The sequence below is a fragment of the Peterkaempfera griseoplana genome, from assembly GCF_001418575.1.
GTDB classification, from domain to species: domain Bacteria; phylum Actinomycetota; class Actinomycetes; order Streptomycetales; family Streptomycetaceae; genus Peterkaempfera; species Peterkaempfera griseoplana.
On the sequence record NZ_LIQR01000397.1, the window covers coordinates 1 to 20,611 of the forward strand.

Consider the following 20,611-nt stretch of genomic DNA (forward strand, 5'->3'; position numbering starts at 1 on the left):
GTGCGGGATACGGATGACTGGAGGCGGCCGGACGGGCGGGTATGGACCCGGGCCCACCCGGCTGCCGGAGAACGACGCTAGGACGTCCACGCCTTCGCGTATTGCCTGGCAGTGCACCTTTTTCGGCCCGGCAGTGCACCGGGCCGCCCGCGTCCCGTACCGCTGGGAAAGCAGTGATGCGCGCGGGCGGGTGAAAGGTGCCCGCTGCCGTGACCCCGGGCTCTGCCCGAGGACGGGAAGCGCACAAACCCGGAAAGGCGGTCACGGCCTCGCCCTCAGGGAGGCGGGCAGAAGGACTTTCCCATGCAATGTCCCGCACCTGCAGCGCATTTTCGGCGATTATATGCACGGTTCGCCCGAGAACCGGAATCCCGCCGCATCTCCGGAATTCCCGGTGCCGGCAAGAAGAATTCGCCGCGCGGTCGCCGGTCGATTTCGCCCCCGCAGGTAAGGAGACGCCGGTGCAGCGAGGTACCCCGCCGCTGAACACCCGGACCCGCGTCGCGGGCAGGCAGTGCACACAGCCGCGCTCGCGGAACCGGCGCAGCACCGCACGGCCTACCGGAACGGCCCCCTCCGCGGTGCAAGGGAACCCGTAGCCCCCACGTCCGCCGTGAGCGGGCGACTCGTCATCTCACTATGCGACGCCTGGTCGCCGCCCGGGTTCCGTGATGGCAGTGTTCTAAGATCGCCTGCCGGAGGCCCGGGTCTGCGTGTCATGCCGGAGCGGTCGAAGTGCTGGCTGTGCGGAAGAACAGGATGGGACGGGTGGCCGACGCGGGTGGTGCGGCGTTCGGGGCGCTGCTGCGGCAGTTGCGGTTGGACGCGTCGCTGACGATCGAGGCGTTCGCGGAGGCGTCGGGGGTGAGCGTCCGCGGAATCGGGGATCTGGAGCGCGGACGACGGGCGACCCCTCAGCGCAGGACGGTGGCCGCACTCGCGGACGGACTGGGACTGGGCGAGGCTGATCGGGAGCGGCTGCTGGCCGCCGCCCGGACCGGCCGCGCCCCCGGCCACCGTCAGGCCGGCCTGCGCGCCTTCCCCCGCGGCATCGACGACTTCGTCGGCCGGACCACGGAGCTGACCCGGCTGACGGCACTGGCCGAGCAGCAGGCCGCCGGGATCCCGGTGGTGGTGGCGGTGTCCGGGCCGCCCGGGACGGGCAAGACCACCCTGGCGCTGCAGGCCGCCCAGGAGCTGGCCGAGCGCTTCCCCGACGGGCAGCTGATGCTCGACCTGCGCGGCATGGACGACGACCCGCCCGAAGCCGCCGAGCTGATACTCCGCGTGCTGAGAACGCTGGGGGTGGCCGACCGGGATCTGGCCAAGGCCGGCCCCAAGGGGCATCCCGAGCTGTACCGGCAGGTGCTGGCCGAGCAGCGCTGCCTGCTGGTGCTGGACAACGCCCGCGACGAGGCCCAGGTTCGCCCGCTCCTGCCGAGCGCGGGCACGGGCATGGTGGTGATCACCAGCCGCAGGATGCTCACCGGCTTGGAGAGCATCCACCGGGTGCCCATCGGCGAGCTCAGTCCCGGTGACGCCGCCGCCTTCCTGACCGCCCTGGTGGGACCCGAGCGTGCCGAGGCCGACCCGACCGCGCTGGCCGAGGTCGCCCAGCGCTGCGGGCATCTGCCACTGGCGCTGCGGGTGGCCGGCAACTGGCTGGCCACCCGCACCGGCTGGACCGTACGCCGCCTCGCCGACCGCCTTGCGCAGGAAGATCGCCGCCTGGACAGCCTGACCGCCGGTGATCTCCACCTCTCGGCGGCCTTCGAGCTGTCCTACCGTCAGCTCACCCCGGCCGCCGCCCGTCTGTTCCGGCTGCTGTCCCTGGTCGACGGCCCCGACACCAGCGCCGCCGGAGCCGCCCAGCTGACCGGGCAGCCGCTGTTCGACACCGAGGACACCCTCGAGGAACTCGTCGAGGCCGGCCTGCTCTCCGCCGACCAGGACCGCTACCGCCTCCATGACCTGCTGCGCCTCTACGCCCGCGGCCGGCTGCGTGCCGAAGATCCCGACGGCGAGGCCGAGGCGGCCCGGTCGGCACTGCGCCGCTGGCTCCTGGAGACCGCAGTCGTGGCCGGCCGCTGGTACGACCCCGACCACGGCGCCCCGCCCGCCGGCTGGCAGGGCGTCGTCGACCTCTCCACCGCCGAGCACGCCCGCACCTGGCTCCAGGCCGAAGGCTCCAACTGGCTCGCCGCCCTGCGCGCCGCCGCCACCGCCGGTGACCACACCACCGTCGTCAACGTCTCCGAAGCCCTGCACTGGTTCTCCGACCAGTGGATTTTCTGGGGACACTGGCCGGAGATCTGCCGCGCCGCCGCCGACAGCGCCCAGGCCCTCGGCGACCCCCTGCTGGAAGCCATGCACCTCAACAACCTCGCCTGGGCCCTGCTCATCTGCGAGAGCCGTCACAGGGAGAGCCTCGACCGCTCGGCCGAGGCCCTGGAGGCCGCCCGGCGCGCCCGGGACCTCCCGCAGCAGGGATGGGCCCACAGCTACACCGCCTGGGCGCTGAGTCTGCTCGGCGACCACATCGCGGCGGCGCGTCACAATCGCGAGGCGGCCGAGCTCTTCGAAGCAGCGGGCGACCTGCACGGCACCCTCCACGCCATGAGCAGCGCCGGCGAGACCCTGCTCCAGGCGGGCCGGTACGAGGAGTCCATCGCGCAGAACACCCGTACGCTCGCCTTCCTGGAGCAGGCCGGCGACCGCATCGAACCGCACAGCGCCGCCTTCAACCGGGCGAACATCGAGACGACCATCGGCCAGGCCCACATCCACCTCGAGGACTGGCCGAAGGCCGCCGACCACCTGCGCACCGCCGTGACCCTCTGCCGCGCCAGCGGCCATACGGGTCTGGAGAGCCGTGCCCTGGCCCACTTCGGCAACGCCCTGCTGGCCGCAGGGCACCGCGACCAGGCCCGGGACGCCTTCTCCCAGTGCCTCACCCTCGGCAAGGCGGCCAACCCCGAGCACATCGCCACGGCCCGGGAACGCCTCGCCGACCTCGACACCCGGTGAAGCCGGTGCGCCGAGACGTCTGTCGGTCTCTCCACCGGCTCGATCCGTGTGGGCCGGTCCCGGGGACCGGCCCACACGGGGCGGCGAGGAGCAGCTCAGCTGCCGGGAGCGGTGATCACAGGGCCTTCCTCAGGGTGACGTCGCCGAGCGTCGTCGTTCCCTTGGCGATCTTCACCCTGGCGGTGGCCGGCTGATAGCCGTCCTTGGCCACGGTCACGGTGAGCGGGGCGCCACGGGCGTCCAGCCACAGGGCGAAGCTGCCGTCCTCGGCGGTCACCAGGGTGTGGCTCGACGCCTTGCCGTCGATCTGGACGACGGCCCCGGCGAGCGGTGCCGTACCACCCGCGCCGTCGGCGCCCAGGACCGTACCGGCGTATCTGCCCCAGTCCTTCGGCGGGTCGACGTGCATGGTCACCGGGATGGCGGGGACGGCATACGGCGTGCTGGTGCGCACCTGCAGCCTCGCGGTGTACGCGCCCGGCTGGGTGACCTCGGCGGCCGCGGCGTCCAGGGAGACCAGCACGGTGGTGCCGGCCCCCGGGGCGAGGGTCGCCCGCCGGGTGCCGAGGTCGAGCCAGGTCACGTCCTGGCCGCCGCCGGGCTGGTCGTACCCGGGCAGCACCTGGACGGCGGACGTCGGGGGGACGCCGTACATGTTGCTGCGCTTGCCGCCGGCACTGTAGAAGCCAGGGGCCGCACCACCGCGGTAGACCGGGGAGCTCACATTGGGCAGCGCGCTCCAGGTGCCGGCCTGCGGGTCGAAGGCGAGACTCTGGTTGGTGATGCCGGCTCCGGTCCTGCCGCCGACGGTGAGCAGCAGTCCGTTCGCGGCGCTGTAGGCCGATCCCCACAGGGTGGTCGGCAGATCGGCGATCGGTGACCAGCTGTCGGACAGGGAGTCGTAGGCGTAGCCGTGCGCGGTGGCCTGGGCGGCCGTGCCACCGGCGCAGTAGAGCACGCCGTCGATCGCACCGCAGGCGCTCCAGGCGATGGCCTCGGGGTACGGGGCCGCCTTCGACCAGCTGTCGGTGGCCGGGTCGTAGACGTAGACATCGGTGGTGCCGCAGCTCGAGACCTCACAGCCGCCGACGACGTACAGCTTGCCGTCCAGGACCGCGCTGCCCGAACCCGCGTAGGGCTTGGGAGTGGAGGCGCCGGTGGTCCAGGTGTCGGTCGACGGGTCGTAGATCTCCAGCTTGGCGTCGGGCGAGCCGTCGGCCCCCCAGCCGCCGACGGCGTAGAGCTTGCCGTCGATGAACCCCTTGGCCGGGGCCTCGCGGGTGTCGGCCGCCGGGGCGAGCCGGGACCAGGAGCCGGAGTCGGGGTCGTAGGCGTACAGGTCGGAGGTGTCTTCGCTGCCGGTGAAGCCGAAGGCGGAGTAGAGCTTGCCCCCGTCCGCGGCGACTGCACTGTCCGAGACGCCGACCGGCAGGTTCGCCACCGGCTGCCAGGCGTCACCGGCGGCAGCGGGTGCCGCCGCCGGTCCGGTGGCCGACTTGTCGCTCTGCTCCTGCAGCGGCGAGAAGTCACCCGGCACCACCTGGAGCGGTGCGCCCTGGGAGGACCGCATCCGGAAGCCGCCCGGGTACTCGTCGAGGGCGAAGGTGGCGGGGGCCGTGCCGGTGTTCGTCACGGTCAGCCTCTGGGTGCCCGTACCGCCCCAGTCCAGCGTCCTGTCGACGGCGGCCGGGGTGATGGTGAGCCGTCCGGCCTTGAGGGTGTGGTCGGCCTCGGTGATGCCGTCCGCTGCCACCTCCACGGTCGTGGCGTCGGAGGCGTACTTGCTCTTCACCGCCGTGAAGGGGTGCCGGCCGGCGGTGCCGGAGAACATCCAGTAGAAGCCGTCGCCGAGTCCCGGATCGTCCGGGGTGGCGGCGGTCACGGCCGACTCCGCGGTGGCGTCGCCGTTGGTGACGGTGGCTCCGACGACGGCGTCACCGGTGTTGGCGTCGGTGACCGTACCCGTCACCAGACCGCCGGGCACCGGGGCGGCGGTGCGGTTGCCGACGAAGACGTCGTCCAGCTGCCACCAGAAGCCCCAGGTGGCGATGTAGCGGAACCGCAGCTGGACGGCCCTGGCACCGGCGTAGTCGGTGAGCGGGATCTCCACCCGGCCGGTCGAGGAGGCGTACAACGTCCGCAGGGTGGTCCAGGTGGCGCCGCCGTCGGTGGTGATGTCGACGCTGGCGGTCTGGCCGGGGTAGCTCAGGAAGTCCGTGTAGAACGAGGTCCAGGGCGAGGTGTAGCCGCTGAAGTCGTAGACGGGACTGAGCAGTGAGCTGTCCTGGCGCTCGCAGCAGCCGATCCAGTCGCTGTCGACCACGGCGAAGGTGCCGCTGCCGCCGGTGCGGTTGCCGCGGCGGCCCGGGTCGGAGAAGTCCCAGCCGCCGACGGTGTCGTCGGCGTTGACCACGCTCCAGCCGGTCGGCGGAGCGGTCCTGGAGTCGAACGGCTCGGTGGGACCGGTGACCTGGACCTCGTAGCCCGGGGCGGTGGCCGCCTCTGTGTCCACCGGGACGGCGATGTCCACCGTCCGGGCCGAGCTCCCCACGGTGATGTCCTTGGTCACCGCCCGGTAGCCCGGGTACTGCGTGGCGACCTTCAGCGTGTAGTCCCGGCCCTCGGGGAGCCGGAGCTCGAAGGTGCCGGTCGAGGGGTCGGTGAAGACCGGTGCGCCGTCCACGCCGTCGACGGTGATCGCCGCGTACAGCGGCCAGCCGTGTCCGGAGCCGTCGGCGACCTTGCCGGTGACCCGCTGACTCGGAGCCCCGTCCAGCGCGAAGCTCCTGGTGACCGAACCGCCGTCGGTGACGACCGCTCCGGTGGCGGTCCTGCTGCGGTAACCGTAGGCGGCGGCGGTCAGATCGTAGGTGCCGGGTCGCAGCACGAGTGAGTAGCGGCCGTCGGCGTCCGTGGTGGCCCGGTGGTCGCCGGCCGTGACGACGGCCCCGGCCAGCGGGGCACCGGCGGCGTCCGTGACGGTGCCGGTCACCGTGCCGTGCGGGTAACTGCGGAAGGCCTCGAGGCCGTTGGGCGTGCCCAGGCCGGTCGGGCCGTCGTAGCCGGTCCTGGCGGTGCACAGATAGCGGGGCGTGCAGTCGCCGTTCGCGCCGCTGGTCACATCGTTGAGATGGGGCGACTCGGCGTAGGGGTAGGCATTGGGGTAGCTGTGCTCGGCGGGAACGCCGGCGGCCGCGTAGACACCCGCGATGATCGGGGCCGATGCGCTGGTGCCGCCCATCACCCCCCAGCCGTAGCTGCTGTACGTCTGGTAGACCGCCACACCGGTGGTGGGGTCGGCGACCGCCGCGACGTCCGTCACCGACCGCATGCCACAGCCGGTGTCGGTCTGGAAGGCCGGTTTGGGCTCGTACGCCGAACAGCCCGATCCGCCGCCGCCGTAGGCGTTGTACCAGACCGACTCCGACCATCCGCGGGCGGTGCCGGTGTCCCTCGTCAGCGCGGTGCCGCCCACGGCGGTCACATACTGCGAGGCGGCCGGGTAGGTGACGCCGTATCCGTAGTCCCCCGACGAGGCGACCATCGCGACGCCCGGGTGGTTGTAGTGGGCGTCGAACGCGGTGGTCTCGGCAGGGTCCTCACCGCTGCCGGGCGTGCCGTCGTAGGGGCTTCCATAGGAGTTGGAGACGTACTGTGCTCCCTGGGCGACCGCCTGGTCGACCGCCGCGAAGATGTCCTCGAAGCTGTCGCTGTCGGCCTCGACCAGCAATATGTGGGCGCCGGGAGCTGCCGCGGAGACCATGTCCAGGTCGAGCGAGATCTCACCGGCCCAGCCCCCGTCGGGCTCCGGGTAGTCGCTGCCGCCCCGCTGGTCGATCTTGCGGAAGCAGCCGTTGGCGGTGGTGCACTCCGGCAGACCGTACTGGGCGCGGTAGACGGCCAGGTCGGACTCGGCCGTCGGGTCGTCGTAGGCGTCCACGATGGCGACGGTTCGGCCCTCACCCCCGTCACCCGGCAGGTTGTACGCACTTCGCAGATCGGCCGCACCCCATCCGCTGGGCATCGTGGCGGCCGGTACGACCCCCTTCTCTCCGACGATGTCGGTGCGCCGCAACGCGAAGCACGCGACCTTGCCGGGCCGGGGCGCACCGCACGCCTGCTCGACAGAGGGCTTCCCCTCCTGCGGCGACGCACCGGCCGCCTCCGCTCCCGCGGCTGAGGCTGCGCCGAACGGCAACCCCGCACTCACCACCGCCAGCACAGCGGAGAGAACAACGGTCAGGCGTATGGGCGTCCGCCCGGCGCCCGGTCTGAACAGCCTCACTCTTGGCAACGTCCGACTCCTGAGCGGTTGTGCGTTGGGGTTGACCTCATACGCGACTGCGCGGTCGACAGCGATCACGTGGGTGTGCCGCACATCTTTTCGCAGTCAACTACTTAATAGTCAAGAAAGATCATGAATAGAGATGCTATGTGAGACGCGCGCCGTCTCGGCCGGTCGCAGGCCAGGGTGATCCCGACCCTCTCCGGACCGGCGGCAGCCCGCCCGGAGGTCGCGTTTCCGCAGCTCAGCCGCTCGGCGGGAGCGGTGTCGGCACCGTGGTGTCATCGGCCCGCAGCACCTCCGCGGCGAGCTGCCGGCGGGCCTCGGCGAACACATTGCCCTCCCGGGCCGCCGACCTGCTCGGCACACGGGCGCCGTCCGGACGCTCGCCGCCGGGGAGTCCCGTCCCCGCCCCGGCCGCGTCCAGCCCGGTCACTTCCGGCCCGGTCACTTCCGGGCCGGCCCTGGCCGGCGTGCGGCGACGCGCTCCCTGCCGGGCTCCAGGCCGGCCACAGCCCCGTCCGTCTGCTCGCTCATGCCCGTCCCCCTCCTCCGCTGTCGGCTCGTGCAACGCGGGTGCGTGCACCTGTCCGGCCCGGGACGACCAGGAACGCTTCGGTGGCGAACCCGCCCGGCGCCACGGCTGCCGAGGGCTGTGTGCTCAGCTTCGCCACCACACCTTCCTCTCGCTGGGTGCCTCTTCGTGCGGCCGTCTGCCACCTGCGCGGAGGCTGCTGACCAAGCTAGACACCGCAACCGGCGCAGAATTGCCCCTCCGTGCACAGATACGGTCCGCCAGTGCACTCCAGGACGCAGCAGGAACGGCGCCGCACCCCTGAGGGTGCGGCGCCGTCGGTGCCTGTGCGGCCGTGCTGAGCTGACAACGGGTTGTGTCCAGGGAGGTCGTGCGGCCGATCAGGGCCGAGGTGGGTGCGGGCCCGCTCCCGTCGGCCCACCGTGCAACTCTCCGTCGTGAACGCGCAGTTCCACGAGGGATGCGCCCGGTGGCCCTGCCCCGGTCCGACCTCTAACGCCCGCCGGAGTCGCTACGTGCGGCGGATGGACTCGGACGTGTCCGCAGTGCGGCCGAGCGGATGCTGCGAGGGACGGCCACCTCTCGCTGGCACAGGAAGAAAGTCCAGGTCAGCGGGGCGGGAATGCCGTGCGGTCGACACCGGGGTCAGCTGTGGGAAGTCCGTGAGGCGCGGATCTGCTGTGCGAAGCCGCGGACGGTGAAGCCGTCGGGAAGGCTGTCCACCAGGATGACGTCCGCAATCACGTTGTTGAGGCGCAGGGGCAGGATCGCCTGATACTCGGGGGAGTTGTACCAGGCGTCCGCTGCGGCACGGTCGGGGAACTCCATGAGTACGAGCGAGCCCGGCCAGGCTCCCTCGATCACATCCACGTCTCCCTGTGCGAGCCACTTCCCCCCGTACGGTGCGACGGTGGCCTCGACCTGCTCCAGATAGGACAGACCCTCCTCGTTCGGAACGCCTCCGGGAATCCGCAGGTGACCGATCAGGTACGTGCTCATGCCCGTCTCTTCCTTTTCCGGTGCGCCGGCGCGCGTCCGTGAGGACCGCTGGGTGCCGCACGGGCCGACGCAGGACGGCCCGACCGGCAGGTGCAGATGTTGGCTGTGATCCGACTCGCGTCGGTTGTGCTGAGGACGCCCGGTCGAGGCGGATCCTGGCGTGGCTCCTTCGTCATGCATGGTCGTGCGTGGTCGTGCGTGTGAGGAACGGCTGCTTCGGCTCCGCCGGCGACGGCGAGAGACCCGTCGCCCCGCGAGGGTGATGCAGCGCCCGCCTATCCATTGCCGCAGCATCCCGCCGGTCCCGCAAGCCGTCCGAGACCGACCCGACGGCTCCCTTGATCAGCCGTGCCGGATCATCGGCATCGGGCGCTTGACCTTGACACTGATGTCAATCCATAGCCTCGCGACATGGACACTTTTTCTTGGAGTACTTCCGCGCTTCCCGATCTCACCGGCCGGACTGCTGTCGTGACCGGAGTGACGCGCGGTATCGGGCGGGCTGTGCGGGAGGCGTTGGAGCGGGCCGGGGCCACTGTGCTGGGCGGGGCGCGAACCGTTGACGGGCCCGGGGTCGAGGCGCTTGACCTCGCCGATCCCGAGAGGGCCGCAGCCTCGGCGCTGACGCGTGCGAGGGGTCCTTCACCGGCGTCGGCGGTGCTCGCGCTTGCTGCGGCAGGTCACGGACAGGCCCGGAACGGCCTGCGCGGGGGGCGGGCCGGAGGGCGGAGACCCCTCGACCTGAAGAGTGCTAGCGTTCTGTGGGAGGGGCGAAATTTAGCGGTTTATACCATTTCTCCGTCCTCCTGCAGAGAAGGGCAGGGCGAGATGACAGTTGGGGAGAGCTCCTTCGGAGGCTGCTCCGGTCCGCTGACCCGGGTGAATCCCGGGGGCTCGCCGGCTGCTCAGCCGCCGGACGGAGGGCTGCCGGACAGCACCCTGGCCCTGGCCTTCGCGCTGGCCGTCCGGCAGGCGAAGACATGCCTGAACGGTCTGGAAGCCATGGCGCACTGGTGCGACCCCGCTGACGGACGGCTGCGGCTGTTGGCCTTCGACGAGCTCGCCCCGGCGTGCGCCGGAAGATGGGTGCAGCTGCCCCGAGAGCACGATGCGGCGCCTGCACGCGCCGTCCGGCACGGCGGCTATGTGTGGGCGGACGGGGACCCCCTGGGGGTCGGCGCGTCCGGCACGGCTGCGGTGCCGTTCATGGGGGCCGACGGCCCCCTCGGCGCGTTGTCCGTGCTCACGGGCGGGGTCGGCGAGCCGGACGAGATGCAGCGGTCCTTTCTGTACGCCATAGCGGCATGGACCGCGGCGCAGGTGCAGAGTGTGCTCGACTCGCCGGCCCCTGGTCCGGCATCCATGGTGGAGCGTTCCAGGCTGATGGGCGAGCTGACCGCCGCGCTCGCCGAGGCCGTGACCTCCCAGGACGTCGTGCAGGCCGTCGCGGACCATGTGATGCCCCCGTTCGGAGCCGACGGGCTGCTGTTCCAGGTGCGCGAGGAGGACGACCGGCTGTACGCCGTCGGCTCGGCCGGATACCCGCCGGAGTTCACCAGGCTGATGGACGGGTTCCCGCTCTCCGAGTACGCCACGGTCCACGACGTCGTGCGGACCCGTACTCCCCGGTTCATCGAGTCCAAAGCCGAGTACGAGCGGCTCTATCCCTCGATGGGCGAGGTGAGCGCCAAGTCGCCGAAGGGGGCGTGGGCGTTCCTGCCGATGATCGCCTCCGGCCGGACCATCGGCCTGTGCACGGTGTCCTTCGGCGAGCCGCACCCGTTCAGCGACGACGAGCGCACCCTGCTGACGGCCCTGAGCGGTCTGGTCGGCCAGGCCCTGGAGCGGGCCCGCCTCTACGACAGGGAGCACGCCCGCGCCCGGGAACTGCAGCGCGGACTGCTGCCCCGGGCACTGCCCCGCCTGCCCGCCGCCAGCGCCGCCGCCCGCTATCTGCCCGCAGGCCAGGGCGAGGAGGTGGGCGGCGACTGGTACGACATGATCCCGCTCTCCGCCGACCGGGTCGCCATCGTGATCGGCGACGTGATGGGACACGGGATCGCCGAGGCGGCCACCATGGGACGGCTGCGCACCGCCGTCAGCACCCTCGCCGACCTGGACATACCTCCCGACGAGTTGTTCGACCGCCTCAACGACATGGTCTCCGAGCTGGGCGACGACTTCTACGCCACCTGCCTCTACGGGATCTTCGACCCGGTGGCCCGCACCTTCTGCTACGCCCTGGCCGGCCACCCCCAACTGGTCGTCGTCCACCCGGACGGGACCGTCCACTGCCCTGCCGTCGCCGCCGACCCGCCGCTGGGCGCCGCACAGCCGCCCTTCGAGACACACCTGCTGCATTTGCCGGACGAGAGCCTGCTCGTCCTGTGCACGGACGGGCTCATCGAGTCGTCCACCCAGGACGTGGAGCAGGGGCTGGCCCGCCTGCAGCAGGTCCTGGCGAAGGTCGCCTCGCCCGCCGCGTACTTCCAGGCCACCGACGAGGACGTCGACGTCCGGTGCCTGGAGGAGATGTGCGGCGAGATCGTCTCGGAGCTGCTGCCCGACAGCGGGCAGACCAATGACGACGCCGGCCTGCTCATCGTCCACACCCGATGCGCCGACCCCGGTGACGTCGCCGGCTGCGACCTCCCCGAGGACCCCCGAGCGGCCGGACAGGCCCGCCAGTACATCCGCGCACAGCTCGCGGCCTGGGGACTGACCGACCTGGTGTTCGTCACGGAACTGCTGGTGAGCGAGTTGGTCGGCAACGCCATCCGGCACGCCACGGGCCCCGTCCGGCTCCGCCTTCTGCGCAGCCGGACCCTGACCTGCGAGGTCTACGACGGCAGCCTCAACACCCCCCGCATCCGCCGTGCCGACAACACCGACGAAGGCGGACGCGGCCTGCAACTCGTCGCTGCCCTGTCAGGTCGCTGGGGCGCCCGGTATCTCCAGGACGGCAAGTGCCTCTGGACGGAACAGGAGCTGCCGAACGCCGCGCCACGCGGTGTGGGGTCGGCGGTGCAGCGCGCAGCCTGACATCCTTCGCCGGCGGCAAGCAGCGATGTGCCGCTGATGACGGCCGGGGTGCCGCTCGAAAGGCTTGCGGACAGGAGACCGACAGGCGTCCGTCTCGGAATCGCCTCCGGCGCGAGCATTCGGTGAGCGGACGGCGGCGGCTTTTCCGCGACCCGCTGACCGCCCAATCCATGCCCGACTCCGCCCGGTTCCCCGTTCCCTTTTCCTGATCGACTGGCCGTGAGACCGCCACGTCCGCATCGAGGCCGGGGCGGTGCGCTCGGGACGGCCCCGTCCCCCGCTCGCCGCACATCGCGAGGCCGAGGCGGCCGTGCGGGCGTACGGTGAGGAGCGGGTGAGCCCGCAGGCTCGGGCAACGCCCGCAGGCTCGGGGAGCAGGGAGAACAGTGATGGCGGATCACCTGTATCTGGCCTACGACTACCCGGTCCTGGGCGCCTTCTGGACCGTGATGTGGGTCTTCCTCTGGGTCCTCTGGCTGGTGGTGCTGTTCCGCGTCGTCGGCGACATCTTCCGCGACCGGGAACTCGGCGGCTGGGGCAAGGCAGGCTGGCTTCTCTTCGTTCTGGTGCTGCCTTTCCTGGGCATCTTCGTCTACCTCATCGCACGCGGCCGGAGCATGGGCGAACGCGAGCTGCGGCAGGCGCAGGAGCGGCAGGAGTCGATGGACTCCTACATCCGGCGCACCGCGGGTGGAAGTACCGGGGTGGACCAGTTGAGCAGGCTCTCCGACCTCAAGGCCAAAGGCGAACTGACGGAGGCCGAGTTCCAACGGGCCAAGGAGGAGCTTCTGCGGTTGCGCTGAGCGGGGAGGCTCCCGTGACCCGACGCCCGGCCGCCGGACGGTGGGACGCACGGCTGGCCCTGGCGGCAGGGACGGCGGCTCTGCTGCTGCCCCTGGTGTACGCCGGGCTGCGAAGCCTGGTCCTGGTGGCGGCGGGTCTGGCGGGCATCGCCGTCGCCGCGGCCGGGGTGTGGTGGGTGCTGGCCCGGACCGGTGCGATACGGGCTCTCGCCCTCGTTCCGGCGGTGGTCGCCCCGATCGCGGTCGTGGCCCTCTACGCGGCGTACGGGCTGCTCTGGGTGGCGGTCGTCTCCGTACTGCTGTGGGCGCTGGCCGGCTCCAGCGCCCGGGCCGCGCTGGCCCGGCAGACCGCGCCCGAGGAGGCGCGGGAGCGACGAGGCGCCCCGGCCCGCCGACCGTTTCTGATCATGAATCCCCGGTCGGGTGGCGGGAAGGTCGGCGCCTTCGGCCTGGTCGAGAAGGCCGAGGCGCTCGGCGCGCAGGTCCTGGTGCTCGACCCCGCCCATCCGCAGGACGTGGCCGAACTCGCCCGCCGGGCGGTCGACGACGGCGCCGACCTGCTGGGCGTGGCCGGGGGTGACGGCACCCAGGCCGCGGTCGCCGAGGTCGCCGCGGCCCGCCGGGTGCCGTTCCTGGTGATCCCGGCCGGTACCCGCAACCACTTCGCGATGGACCTCGGCCTGGACCGGCAGGACCCCGCCGCCGCCCTGGAGGCGCTCACCGACGGCGTCGACCTGGAGGTGGACCTCGGCTTCGCCGGGGAACGGGTCTTCGTCAACAACGCGTCCTTCGGTGCGTACGCGGCCGTGGTGCAGAGCCCGGCGTACCGGGATGACAAGGCCCGCACCACCCTGCGGATGCTGCCGGAGATCCTCACCCACCAGCGCGGCCCCCACCTCGTCCTGCGGGCCGGGCCGGCGGTCGTGGACGCCCCGCAGGCCGTCCTCGTCAGCAACAACCCGTACCGCACCGGCGATCCGGCGGGTCTCGGGCTGCGGGTCCGGCTCGACTCCGGCCTGCTGGGGGTGCTCGCGGTCAAGGTTGACAACGCCGCCCAGGCCGCCGGGATGCTGCGCGGTGCCCACTCCTCGGGGCTGTCCCGCCTCACCGCCCGGGACGTCGTGGTCGAGGCCCACAGCCCCACCGTTCCCGTCGGGGTCGACGGGGAGGCTCTCACCCTTCCCGCCCCGGTGCGCTGCCGCATCGCCGCCGGCGCCCTGCGGGTGCGGGTGCCCCGGAACCGCCCCGGCGTGCCCCGGGCCAAGCCGGCCCTGGACTGGCACCGGGTGCGGCGGCTGGCCGGCACCGCCGGCCGTACCGCGCGCGGGTAGCGGACCGCCTGTCGCGGCGGGTTCAGGGCATCGGAGGTCCGAGGGGGCGTACCACGTCCCGCCCGGCCCGGATCACGCCGTAGCAGCAATCCGGCACGCCCTCCGGGCGCCGGGCAGATTGCCCGGGGGCTCGGACCGCACACCGGCCCCGTCGCCCTCGTACCGGCTCACGCCGAAGCCGTCGCCGTTGGTCGTCCCGACCCAGAGCCGGGCGTGGCGGCTCCGGCCGATCAGCGAGGCGGTACGGCACCTCCTCCGGATGGATCGCGGAACCCGAGCAGGCCGGCCATCCGCACATCCCCCTCACCGCCCTGCCGGGTCGGCGGTCCGCACCGGCACCGAAGCGGACGTTCGCCTTCCCTCCACGGTCCGTCGGCGGGCCGCCTCACGGTCGGGCGGCCTGGACGCTGCCGTGCCCACCACCGCCCGTGCCGCCGAGCCGCGCCCGTGCAGCGGGTGCACTGTGGTTCCATGACAGGCCGCAGGAGATCAGCCGGTCCGCGCGAGCCTGCTCCGGGGCGCGACGGGCGGACGGCTGCGAACCGCCTCGGCAGCGCAGGGTCGGCCGCCACACACCGCCTGCGGGCCGGTGGGGCGGGGAGACTGTGGGGCCGGCTCAACGCGGTCGACTTCTTCGGCAACTCCTTCCAGTTGGCCGCGCTCTCGATCCTCTGTTTCTTCCCCTTCCTCATCGTCGTCACCGCCGCGACCGACCGGGACGCCGCAGCCGTGGTGGCGGGCTGGCTCGGTCTGGACCGCCAGGCCGCGCAAGCCGTGGGCAACCTGATCACCTCCGCACCGGGCATGGGTACGCTCACCACAGCCGGCATCCTCCTGCTGATCCTGGGAGCGGTCGCGATCGCCGGCACCCTGCAAGGCTGGTACCGCAGGGTGTTCGACACCTCGACCAGGGGGTGGCGGCGGGACTGGACGGCCCAGCTCCTCTGGCTCGGCTCGGTACTCGCCTACGGCACCGCGCAGTCCGCGACCGGCCGGGCGCTCGGCCCGCTCGGCGGCCCGGTGGCGCAGAGCCTGGCGGCCTTCGTCCTGGCGGTGTTCTTCTGGTGGTGGAGCATGGCGGTGCTGCTCGCGGGCACGGTCCGGTGGCGCTCCCTCCTCCCCGCCGCCCTGGCCACCGCTGTGTGCTGGACGGGCCTCGGGGTGTTCTCCGCGCGCTACTTCTCGGAGGCGATCGTGGCCAACGAACGCAGCTACGGCCCCATCGGCACCGTCATGACCATCCTGTCCTGGCTGGTGGCGGTGGGCGTGGTGGTCCACCTCGGGGGAGCGGTCGGCCGCCTGTACCTCGAACACCGCGCCCCGCCCGCCTCGGGGGGAGACCCACGCGGCAGCGGCACCACCGGCAGCCGGCGCACCGATGACCCGCCGCAGGGGCGTGTCTGAAGTTGCTCGAAGCCCTTGCGTCAGGTCATCGAGTCGAGCAACGAGGAACTCCCTGGTCAGCCCGGGCGTACGGCGGAGGCGGGAGCCGACGGGGCGTCAGGGGAGGCCGGGGGCTGCGATCAGGTCGGCCAGAGGCCGGAATGGCGAGGTCCCTGCCGGGCGCGCCGTGAAGCCGTTCCGGGTGCGTTGAGGGTCCGGTGCGGAAGGTCGGCGGGCGCCGGAGGTCAGCGGTGGTGCTCACGGCTGACCGGCTCCAGCCAGACACGTCTGCGGCGAGCGACGTCGAAGACCTGGTCCACCTGTGCTGCGCCCAGTGCGGCAGGGAGTCGCGTCACGAACCGGTCGACGGCTGCCCCGTCCACGACGGGCACCCGTGGTTCCCTCGCCTCGATGCGGATCCGGCGCGCCCCGACCACCGCGATCACCGGGTGGACGGGTACCGCCCAGCCGCACCACCTCAGCAGCAGCCCGGCCACCCTACGGGCCTCGTTGATGCTGCTGCGCAGGTAGTCCGTGCTCCGCCCGTCCACCCGCACCTCGGCCTCACCGACCCAGACGCTGGTGTCGGCGTGGTGCTTGCTGTTCACCGTGATCACGCCGGGCGGTCCGATCAACAGGTGGTCGATGTCGCCACCGCTCGGCCACTGCACCGCGTGCAGGACTCGCCAGCCGTCCGGGAGCAGCCGCTCCAGGGCCTGGCCCACGAAGACTTCCCCCGCGATGCCGATCTGGATCTCCGTCGGCAGCAGGGGGTCCCGGGTGGGGCGTGCGCCCCAGCGGGCCAGTTGCTGTCGCTGCCGGTCCCTGTCCCGCGTCAGAGCGACGAGTGCGGCGCCCGGGCGGTTGCCCGCCAGGTCCTCGTCCGGCGTGAGGGGTGGCAGCGGCGGGACCGGGAGCGGTGACGGGCCGCCGGATGCGGCCGACGGGGTGTCGGAGGGGCGCGGCCGTGGTGTTCGCTGCTCCCGCTTCCACCGGTCGAGGCAGGCCCGGGCCGCTTCCTCCGCGGCCGGTACGAGAATGCGGAGCGCGCCACTGCGGTAGTCGTAGTAGGCGACCGACTCGCCGCGCGGCCCCGCGCGGTGGACGTACACGCGGTCCTGGCCGTTCCGCCGCCACCGTCTGACCACGAGATCGTCCATCCGGCCCCCTCGGCGCTGAGCGTTCGGCAGCGAGGTCACCACGGGAGCGCCGCGCTTCGAGACCATGACGTACCGTCAACTCCGGTCGTGACGCGACGCCCTCGATGGTCCGTCGGTGCCGCCCGGTTCCCGGCGTCCGACCCGGACATGGTGCCCCACCGCCGTGGGCCGTGTCCGACGGATGCGTGGAGACCACCCGCGGCCGGGGAGTGCGTACGAGCGACGTCGTCGTCCCGGGAGTGCGCCCACGGCGCATCCGGCCGCACCCGCGACGCCGCCCTGCTGTGGCCGGGGACCGGCCGCTGACGGCGGGACTGTCAGTGGTGTGGGCCATGCTCGGCGGTATGACTGCATCGCCCCGGCCGTACGCGGCGCTGGCCGCCGAACACCTGCCCGCCGACATCGCGGCGCGCTGGACCGAACTGCTGCTCCCCTGCGTACGGCTGCTCCCGGCCGAAGCGGGGCAGCCGGTGGCCGTGGAACTCGGCGGGGTGCCGCGGCTGCCGGCGGGGGAGGAGTGGCCCGAGTGGCCCGGTCACGGGCCGCTGTCCTTCGTCGCGGCGGTGGACTGCGCGGCCCTGCCCCGGGAGGCCGTAGCCCAGGGGTTCCCCGGGCAGGGCACCCTGCTGTTCTTCTACTTCGACGGCCAGGTCGACGACGGCGAGTCGGTGGTCTTCGTGGACGAGCCCGACTCCTGGGCCGGGGCCCGGGTGCTGTACGTCCCGGCAGGCACCGAGACGGCCGAGGCTGCCGTCCCGTCCGGTCTGGAGGCCTATCCCCGGGTGGCGTTGGCCGCCCGGATGGAGGTGAGCGCTCCGGACCCATGGCACCCGCGCGGCGACGCGGCCCTCGGCTCACCCCGCGTCCCGGGTGCGCCGGACGACCGGCCCGCTCATGTGCGGACGTTCCTGGACGGCCTGTACGACCTCCGCGACCAGGTCGGCCACCAGCTCGGAGGCCATGCACACCCGGTGCAGAACCCGGTGGACCACGAGGTCGCGCACGCGGTCCTGGGCGGTGGGGTGCCCTGGGACGACCCCCGGATCGAGGCGGAGGCGCAGCGCTGGGTCCTGCTGGCGCAGTTCGACAGCGACGACGCCGCCGGGATGATGTGGGGTGACTGCGGCGCGCTCTACCTTTGATCTTGGCCAGTGCTCCGCCCTTCAGGGCGGGGGTGAAGGTCATCTCTGAACTGCTCTGACCAGCACCAGGGGCGCGGGTCCGCAGTGTTCACCTCAGCCCATGGGGCGCTTCTGGTTCTCGATGTACTGCTTGACCACGGTCAGCGGTGCACCGCCGCAGGACCCGGCGAAGTAGGAGCCGGACCAGAAGTGTCCTTTCCACAGGTACCGCCGGACGTGACTGTCGTACTCCTTGCGCAGCATCCGGGCCGAGACGCCCTTGAGGGAGTTGACCAGCTTGGAGAGCTGGACCTTCGGGGGGTAGTGCACCAGCAGGTGCACGTGGTCTTCCTCACCGTTGAACTGCTTCAGCTCGGCCTCGAAGTCCGTGCAGACCTCCCGCATGATCTCTTCGCACCGCGTCAGCATGGCGCCGGTCATGGCCTTGCGCCGGTACTTCGTGACAAAAACCAAGTGGACGTGCAGGTTGTGGACGACGTGTCGACCGGTGCGTACGTCGGGGTTTGGATTCCATCGTGGTGACATAAACCAAAGGGTAGAGTGATCGACGTGCAGCTTCGGTACAGCTTCCGCGTGTACCCGAGCGCCGGTCAGCGCTCAGCGCTGGCGAGGGCGTTCGGGTGTGCTCGGGTCGTCTTCAACGATGCCCTTCGGGCTCGTGAGACCGCCCGAGCCGCCGGGCTGCCGTTCGTCCCGTCCGGGGAGTTGTCCAAGCAGCTCACCGCCTCGAAGAAGACTCCCGAGCGTGCGTGGCTCGCCGAGGTGTCATCGGTCGTGTTGCAGCAGTCCCTGCGGGACCTGGACACCGCCTACAAGAACTTCTTCGACGGCCTCAAGGGCAAGCGCCCCAAGACGGGTGCGCCCCGGTTCAAGTCCCGCAAGGACACCCGGCAGTCGGTCCGGTTCACCGCGAACGCCGGATGGAGGATCACGACCGGCGGAAAGCTCCGGCTCCCCAAGGTCGGCGACCTGGCCGTGACGTGGTCGCGTTCCCTGCCGTCGGTTCCGTCCACGGTGACTGTGGTCAAGGACGGTGCAGACCGTTACTTCGCGTCGTTCGTGGTCGAGACCGACTCCGAGATGCTTCCCGCCACGGACAACGTCGTCGGCATCGACCTGGGCCTGACTCACTTCGCGATCCTCTCGGACGGCACAAAGATCGACAGTCCGCGCTTCCTGCGCCGGGCCGAGAAGAAGCTCAAGAAGGCGCAGCGGGATCTGAGCCGGAAGGCGAAGGGGTCGAAGAACCGGGCGAAGGCCCGGATCAGGGTTGCGCGTGCTTACGCACGGACCGCCGATGCGCGGCGCGAGTTCCACCATCAGCTCTCCACGAAGATCATCCGCGAGAATCAAGCGGTTGCGGTGGAATACCTGGCGGTCAAGGGACTCGCCCGTACCCGCCTCGCGAAGTCCGTGCACGACGCCGGATGGTCGGCGTTCACCACGATGGTGGAGTACAAGGCCGCCCTGTACGGGCGCACCTTCCACCGCATCGGCCGCTTCGAGCCGACATCCCAGGTGTGCTCGCAGTGCGGCGTCAAGGACGGTCCCAAGCCTCTGCACATCCGTACGTGGACGTGCGGGGCCTGCGGGGCTCACCTTGACCGGGACATCAATGCGGCGGTCAACGTCGCGAAGGCCGCCGGACTGGCGGTGACAGCCTGTGGAGCGCGGGTAAGACCGGGACTCGTCCCGGCACAGCGCGAAGAAACAGGAACCCACCCGAAGGCGAGCCGGGCATCCGGCAGTCAGGCGGGACACTCCGTCCTTTAGGGCGGAGAGGATGTCAATGGCTGATCCGGCCGGAGGATCTGGCGGCGCGGCGGTTCGGGAGGGCGATGTTCACCTGGCAGTGCTGCTGACGGCCGGACGCGCCTCCGGCAGGTCCGGCCCAGCCGACGGCGCCCCACGGCCGCGGGCGCGCCGGACGCCCGCGGCGGTACGCCGCCGTCGGTGCCGGCCACCCGGCCGCGGCCGGGTGGCCGGTGACGGGTCAACGGCCCGGGGGACCGCCCCCGTGGCGCGGGCGGCCGTGAGGGGGTACGCCGGGGAAGCCGAACCGGCCGACCAGACCCGGGTCGGCGAATGTGGTGAGGGTGGTGATGTGCCTGCCGTCCGTCGTCAGCACGACGACCCCGAAGGGTGTGAACGCCTCTCCCGCCCCGCCGCGGGCGTATACGACCGCTGCCGGTTGCCCGTTGGCCGCGGCCGGGAACATCCGGTACAGCCCGGGGGCTGTGAGCACCCGCTCGGCCAGGTGCGCCACACAGGCCCGCTTGCCCCTGAACCAGGCGCCGGTGGGGACGACCTCCAGGGTCGCGTCGTCGCGCAGAAGACCCGCCATCCCCTCCATGTCCGCACTCTCGAACGCGGCCATGTACCGGTCGAGGACCGCCCTCGCCTCGGGCGCGCTCGGCTCGGCCAGCAGCTCCCGGCGGGGCGCGGCCTCCTCCAGCGTGGCCCGTGCGCGCTGGAGCGCGCTCTTGACCGCGGCCACGCTAGTACCGAGCATCTCCGCGACGTCGCCGGCCGGGTAGGCCAGCACGTCGCGCAGCAGGAACACCGCGCGCTGGCGCGCCGGCAGGTGCTGCAGGCTCGCCACCAGCGCCAGCCGCAGATCCGACCTGGCGAGCACCACCTCCGAGGGGTCGGCGCCGTCCCCCGTATGGCCGGGGAACGGCTCCAGCCAGAGCCTTCCGGTGCGGCCGTCGCCCGCCGGGAGTTCGGCGCCCTCACCTGGGGCGCCCAATCCGGACGGCAGGATGCGGCGGCGGTGGTCACGCAGGGCGGTGAGGCAGAGGTTGGTCGCGATGCGGTGGAGCCAGGTCCGCACGGACGACCGCCCCTCGAAGGACCCCCAGGCCGTCCAGGCACGCAGATAGGTCTCCTGGACCAGGTCCTCGG

The 20,611-nt window shown here is 72.0% G+C and carries 13 protein-coding genes; 7 read left to right on the forward strand and 6 right to left on the reverse strand.

Annotation, left to right across the window (positions count from 1 at the left end; translation table 11 throughout):
* Nucleotides 1–768: 768 nt before the first annotated feature.
* Nucleotides 769–3,027 carry an ATP-binding protein gene (locus AOK09_RS43270; protein ID WP_265736745.1) on the forward strand — a complete coding sequence of 753 codons (2,259 nt, stop codon included), beginning with the start codon at nucleotides 769–771 and terminating at the stop codon, nucleotides 3,025–3,027.
* Nucleotides 3,028–3,142: 115 nt separating this feature from the next.
* Here the strand turns inward: AOK09_RS43270 and AOK09_RS27245 are convergent, their stop codons facing one another.
* From AOK09_RS27245 to AOK09_RS27255, 3 genes are all read right to left on the reverse strand, one after another.
* Nucleotides 3,143–7,051, reverse strand: coding sequence for a carboxypeptidase regulatory-like domain-containing protein (locus AOK09_RS27245; protein WP_245687500.1), 3,909 nt, complete (start codon nucleotides 7,049–7,051; stop codon nucleotides 3,143–3,145).
* A 505-nt stretch (nucleotides 7,052–7,556) separates the two neighbouring features.
* Nucleotides 7,557–7,748, reverse strand: a complete 192-nt coding sequence (locus tag AOK09_RS27250) for a hypothetical protein (protein WP_055589902.1) — start codon at nucleotides 7,746–7,748, stop codon at nucleotides 7,557–7,559.
* Nucleotides 7,749–8,492: 744 nt separating this feature from the next.
* Complete coding sequence (locus AOK09_RS27255) at nucleotides 8,493–8,846, reverse strand: DUF1330 domain-containing protein (protein ID WP_055589903.1); 354 nt, start codon at nucleotides 8,844–8,846, stop codon at nucleotides 8,493–8,495.
* A gap of 828 nt (nucleotides 8,847–9,674) precedes the next feature.
* Here AOK09_RS27255 and AOK09_RS27260 point away from each other — a divergent pair.
* The 4 genes from AOK09_RS27260 (at nucleotide 9,675) to AOK09_RS27275 (ending at nucleotide 15,426) form a co-directional block, all read left to right on the forward strand.
* Complete coding sequence (locus AOK09_RS27260) at nucleotides 9,675–11,888, forward strand: ATP-binding SpoIIE family protein phosphatase (RefSeq protein ID WP_245687501.1); 2,214 nt, start codon at nucleotides 9,675–9,677, stop codon at nucleotides 11,886–11,888.
* A 389-nt stretch (nucleotides 11,889–12,277) separates the two neighbouring features.
* Nucleotides 12,278–12,691: an SHOCT domain-containing protein gene (locus AOK09_RS27265; protein ID WP_055589904.1), complete on the forward strand. Its 414-nt coding sequence runs from the start codon at nucleotides 12,278–12,280 to the stop codon at nucleotides 12,689–12,691.
* Between the two features lie 14 nt (nucleotides 12,692–12,705).
* Nucleotides 12,706–14,022, forward strand: coding sequence for a diacylglycerol/lipid kinase family protein (locus AOK09_RS27270; protein ID WP_055589905.1), 1,317 nt, complete (start codon nucleotides 12,706–12,708; stop codon nucleotides 14,020–14,022).
* Nucleotides 14,023–14,493: 471 nt separating this feature from the next.
* The gene (locus AOK09_RS27275; RefSeq protein ID WP_079063468.1) at nucleotides 14,494–15,426 is read left to right on the forward strand and encodes a YhjD/YihY/BrkB family envelope integrity protein; all 933 of its coding nucleotides are present in this window, start codon (nucleotides 14,494–14,496) and stop codon (nucleotides 15,424–15,426) included.
* Between the two features lie 224 nt (nucleotides 15,427–15,650).
* Here AOK09_RS27275 and AOK09_RS27280 read toward each other — a convergent pair whose 3' ends face one another.
* Nucleotides 15,651–16,565 (reverse strand): nuclease-related domain-containing protein, encoded by a 915-nt coding sequence (locus tag AOK09_RS27280; protein ID WP_157876052.1) that lies wholly within the window; start codon nucleotides 16,563–16,565, stop codon nucleotides 15,651–15,653.
* A 344-nt stretch (nucleotides 16,566–16,909) separates the two neighbouring features.
* Between AOK09_RS27280 and AOK09_RS27285 the strand changes: the two genes are divergently transcribed.
* Nucleotides 16,910–17,707 carry a YwqG family protein gene (locus AOK09_RS27285; RefSeq protein ID WP_079063471.1) on the forward strand — a complete coding sequence of 266 codons (798 nt, stop codon included), beginning with the start codon at nucleotides 16,910–16,912 and terminating at the stop codon, nucleotides 17,705–17,707.
* 93 nt (nucleotides 17,708–17,800) lie between these two features.
* Here AOK09_RS27285 and tnpA read toward each other — a convergent pair whose 3' ends face one another.
* On the reverse strand, nucleotides 17,801–18,232 hold the full coding sequence (tnpA, locus tag AOK09_RS27290; protein WP_079063469.1) for an IS200/IS605 family transposase: 432 nt from the start codon (nucleotides 18,230–18,232) through the stop codon (nucleotides 17,801–17,803).
* A 24-nt stretch (nucleotides 18,233–18,256) separates the two neighbouring features.
* Here tnpA and AOK09_RS27295 point away from each other — a divergent pair, with 24 nt between their 5' ends.
* A complete protein-coding gene (locus tag AOK09_RS27295; RefSeq protein ID WP_055589912.1) occupies nucleotides 18,257–19,480 on the forward strand; it encodes an RNA-guided endonuclease InsQ/TnpB family protein in 1,224 nt (407 codons plus the stop codon).
* Between the two features lie 220 nt (nucleotides 19,481–19,700).
* Here AOK09_RS27295 and AOK09_RS27300 read toward each other — a convergent pair.
* Nucleotides 19,701–20,611, reverse strand: a 911-nt coding sequence (locus AOK09_RS27300) for an RNA polymerase subunit sigma-70 (RefSeq protein ID WP_055589908.1), incomplete at its 5' end; no start/stop codon positions are given.

Bases quoted from the DNA above. Each gene is read 5' to 3' on its own strand.
- AOK09_RS27245 (WP_245687500.1), bottom strand. From the start codon at position 7,051: ATGCCCAGCGGATGGGGTGCGGCCGATCTGCGAAGTGCGTACAACCTG.
- AOK09_RS27255 (WP_055589903.1), bottom strand. From the start codon at position 8,846: ATGAGCACGTACCTGATCGGTCACCTGCGGATTCCCGGAGGCGTTCCG.
- AOK09_RS27260 (WP_245687501.1), top strand. From the start codon at position 9,675: ATGACAGTTGGGGAGAGCTCCTTCGGAGGCTGCTCCGGTCCGCTGACC.
- AOK09_RS27265 (WP_055589904.1), top strand. From the start codon at position 12,278: ATGGCGGATCACCTGTATCTGGCCTACGACTACCCGGTCCTGGGCGCC.
- AOK09_RS27275 (WP_079063468.1), top strand. From the start codon at position 14,494: ATGACAGGCCGCAGGAGATCAGCCGGTCCGCGCGAGCCTGCTCCGGGG.
- AOK09_RS27280 (WP_157876052.1), bottom strand. From the start codon at position 16,565: ATGGACGATCTCGTGGTCAGACGGTGGCGGCGGAACGGCCAGGACCGC.
- AOK09_RS27285 (WP_079063471.1), top strand. From the start codon at position 16,910: ATGACTGCATCGCCCCGGCCGTACGCGGCGCTGGCCGCCGAACACCTG.
- tnpA (WP_079063469.1), bottom strand. From the start codon at position 18,232: ATGTCACCACGATGGAATCCAAACCCCGACGTACGCACCGGTCGACAC.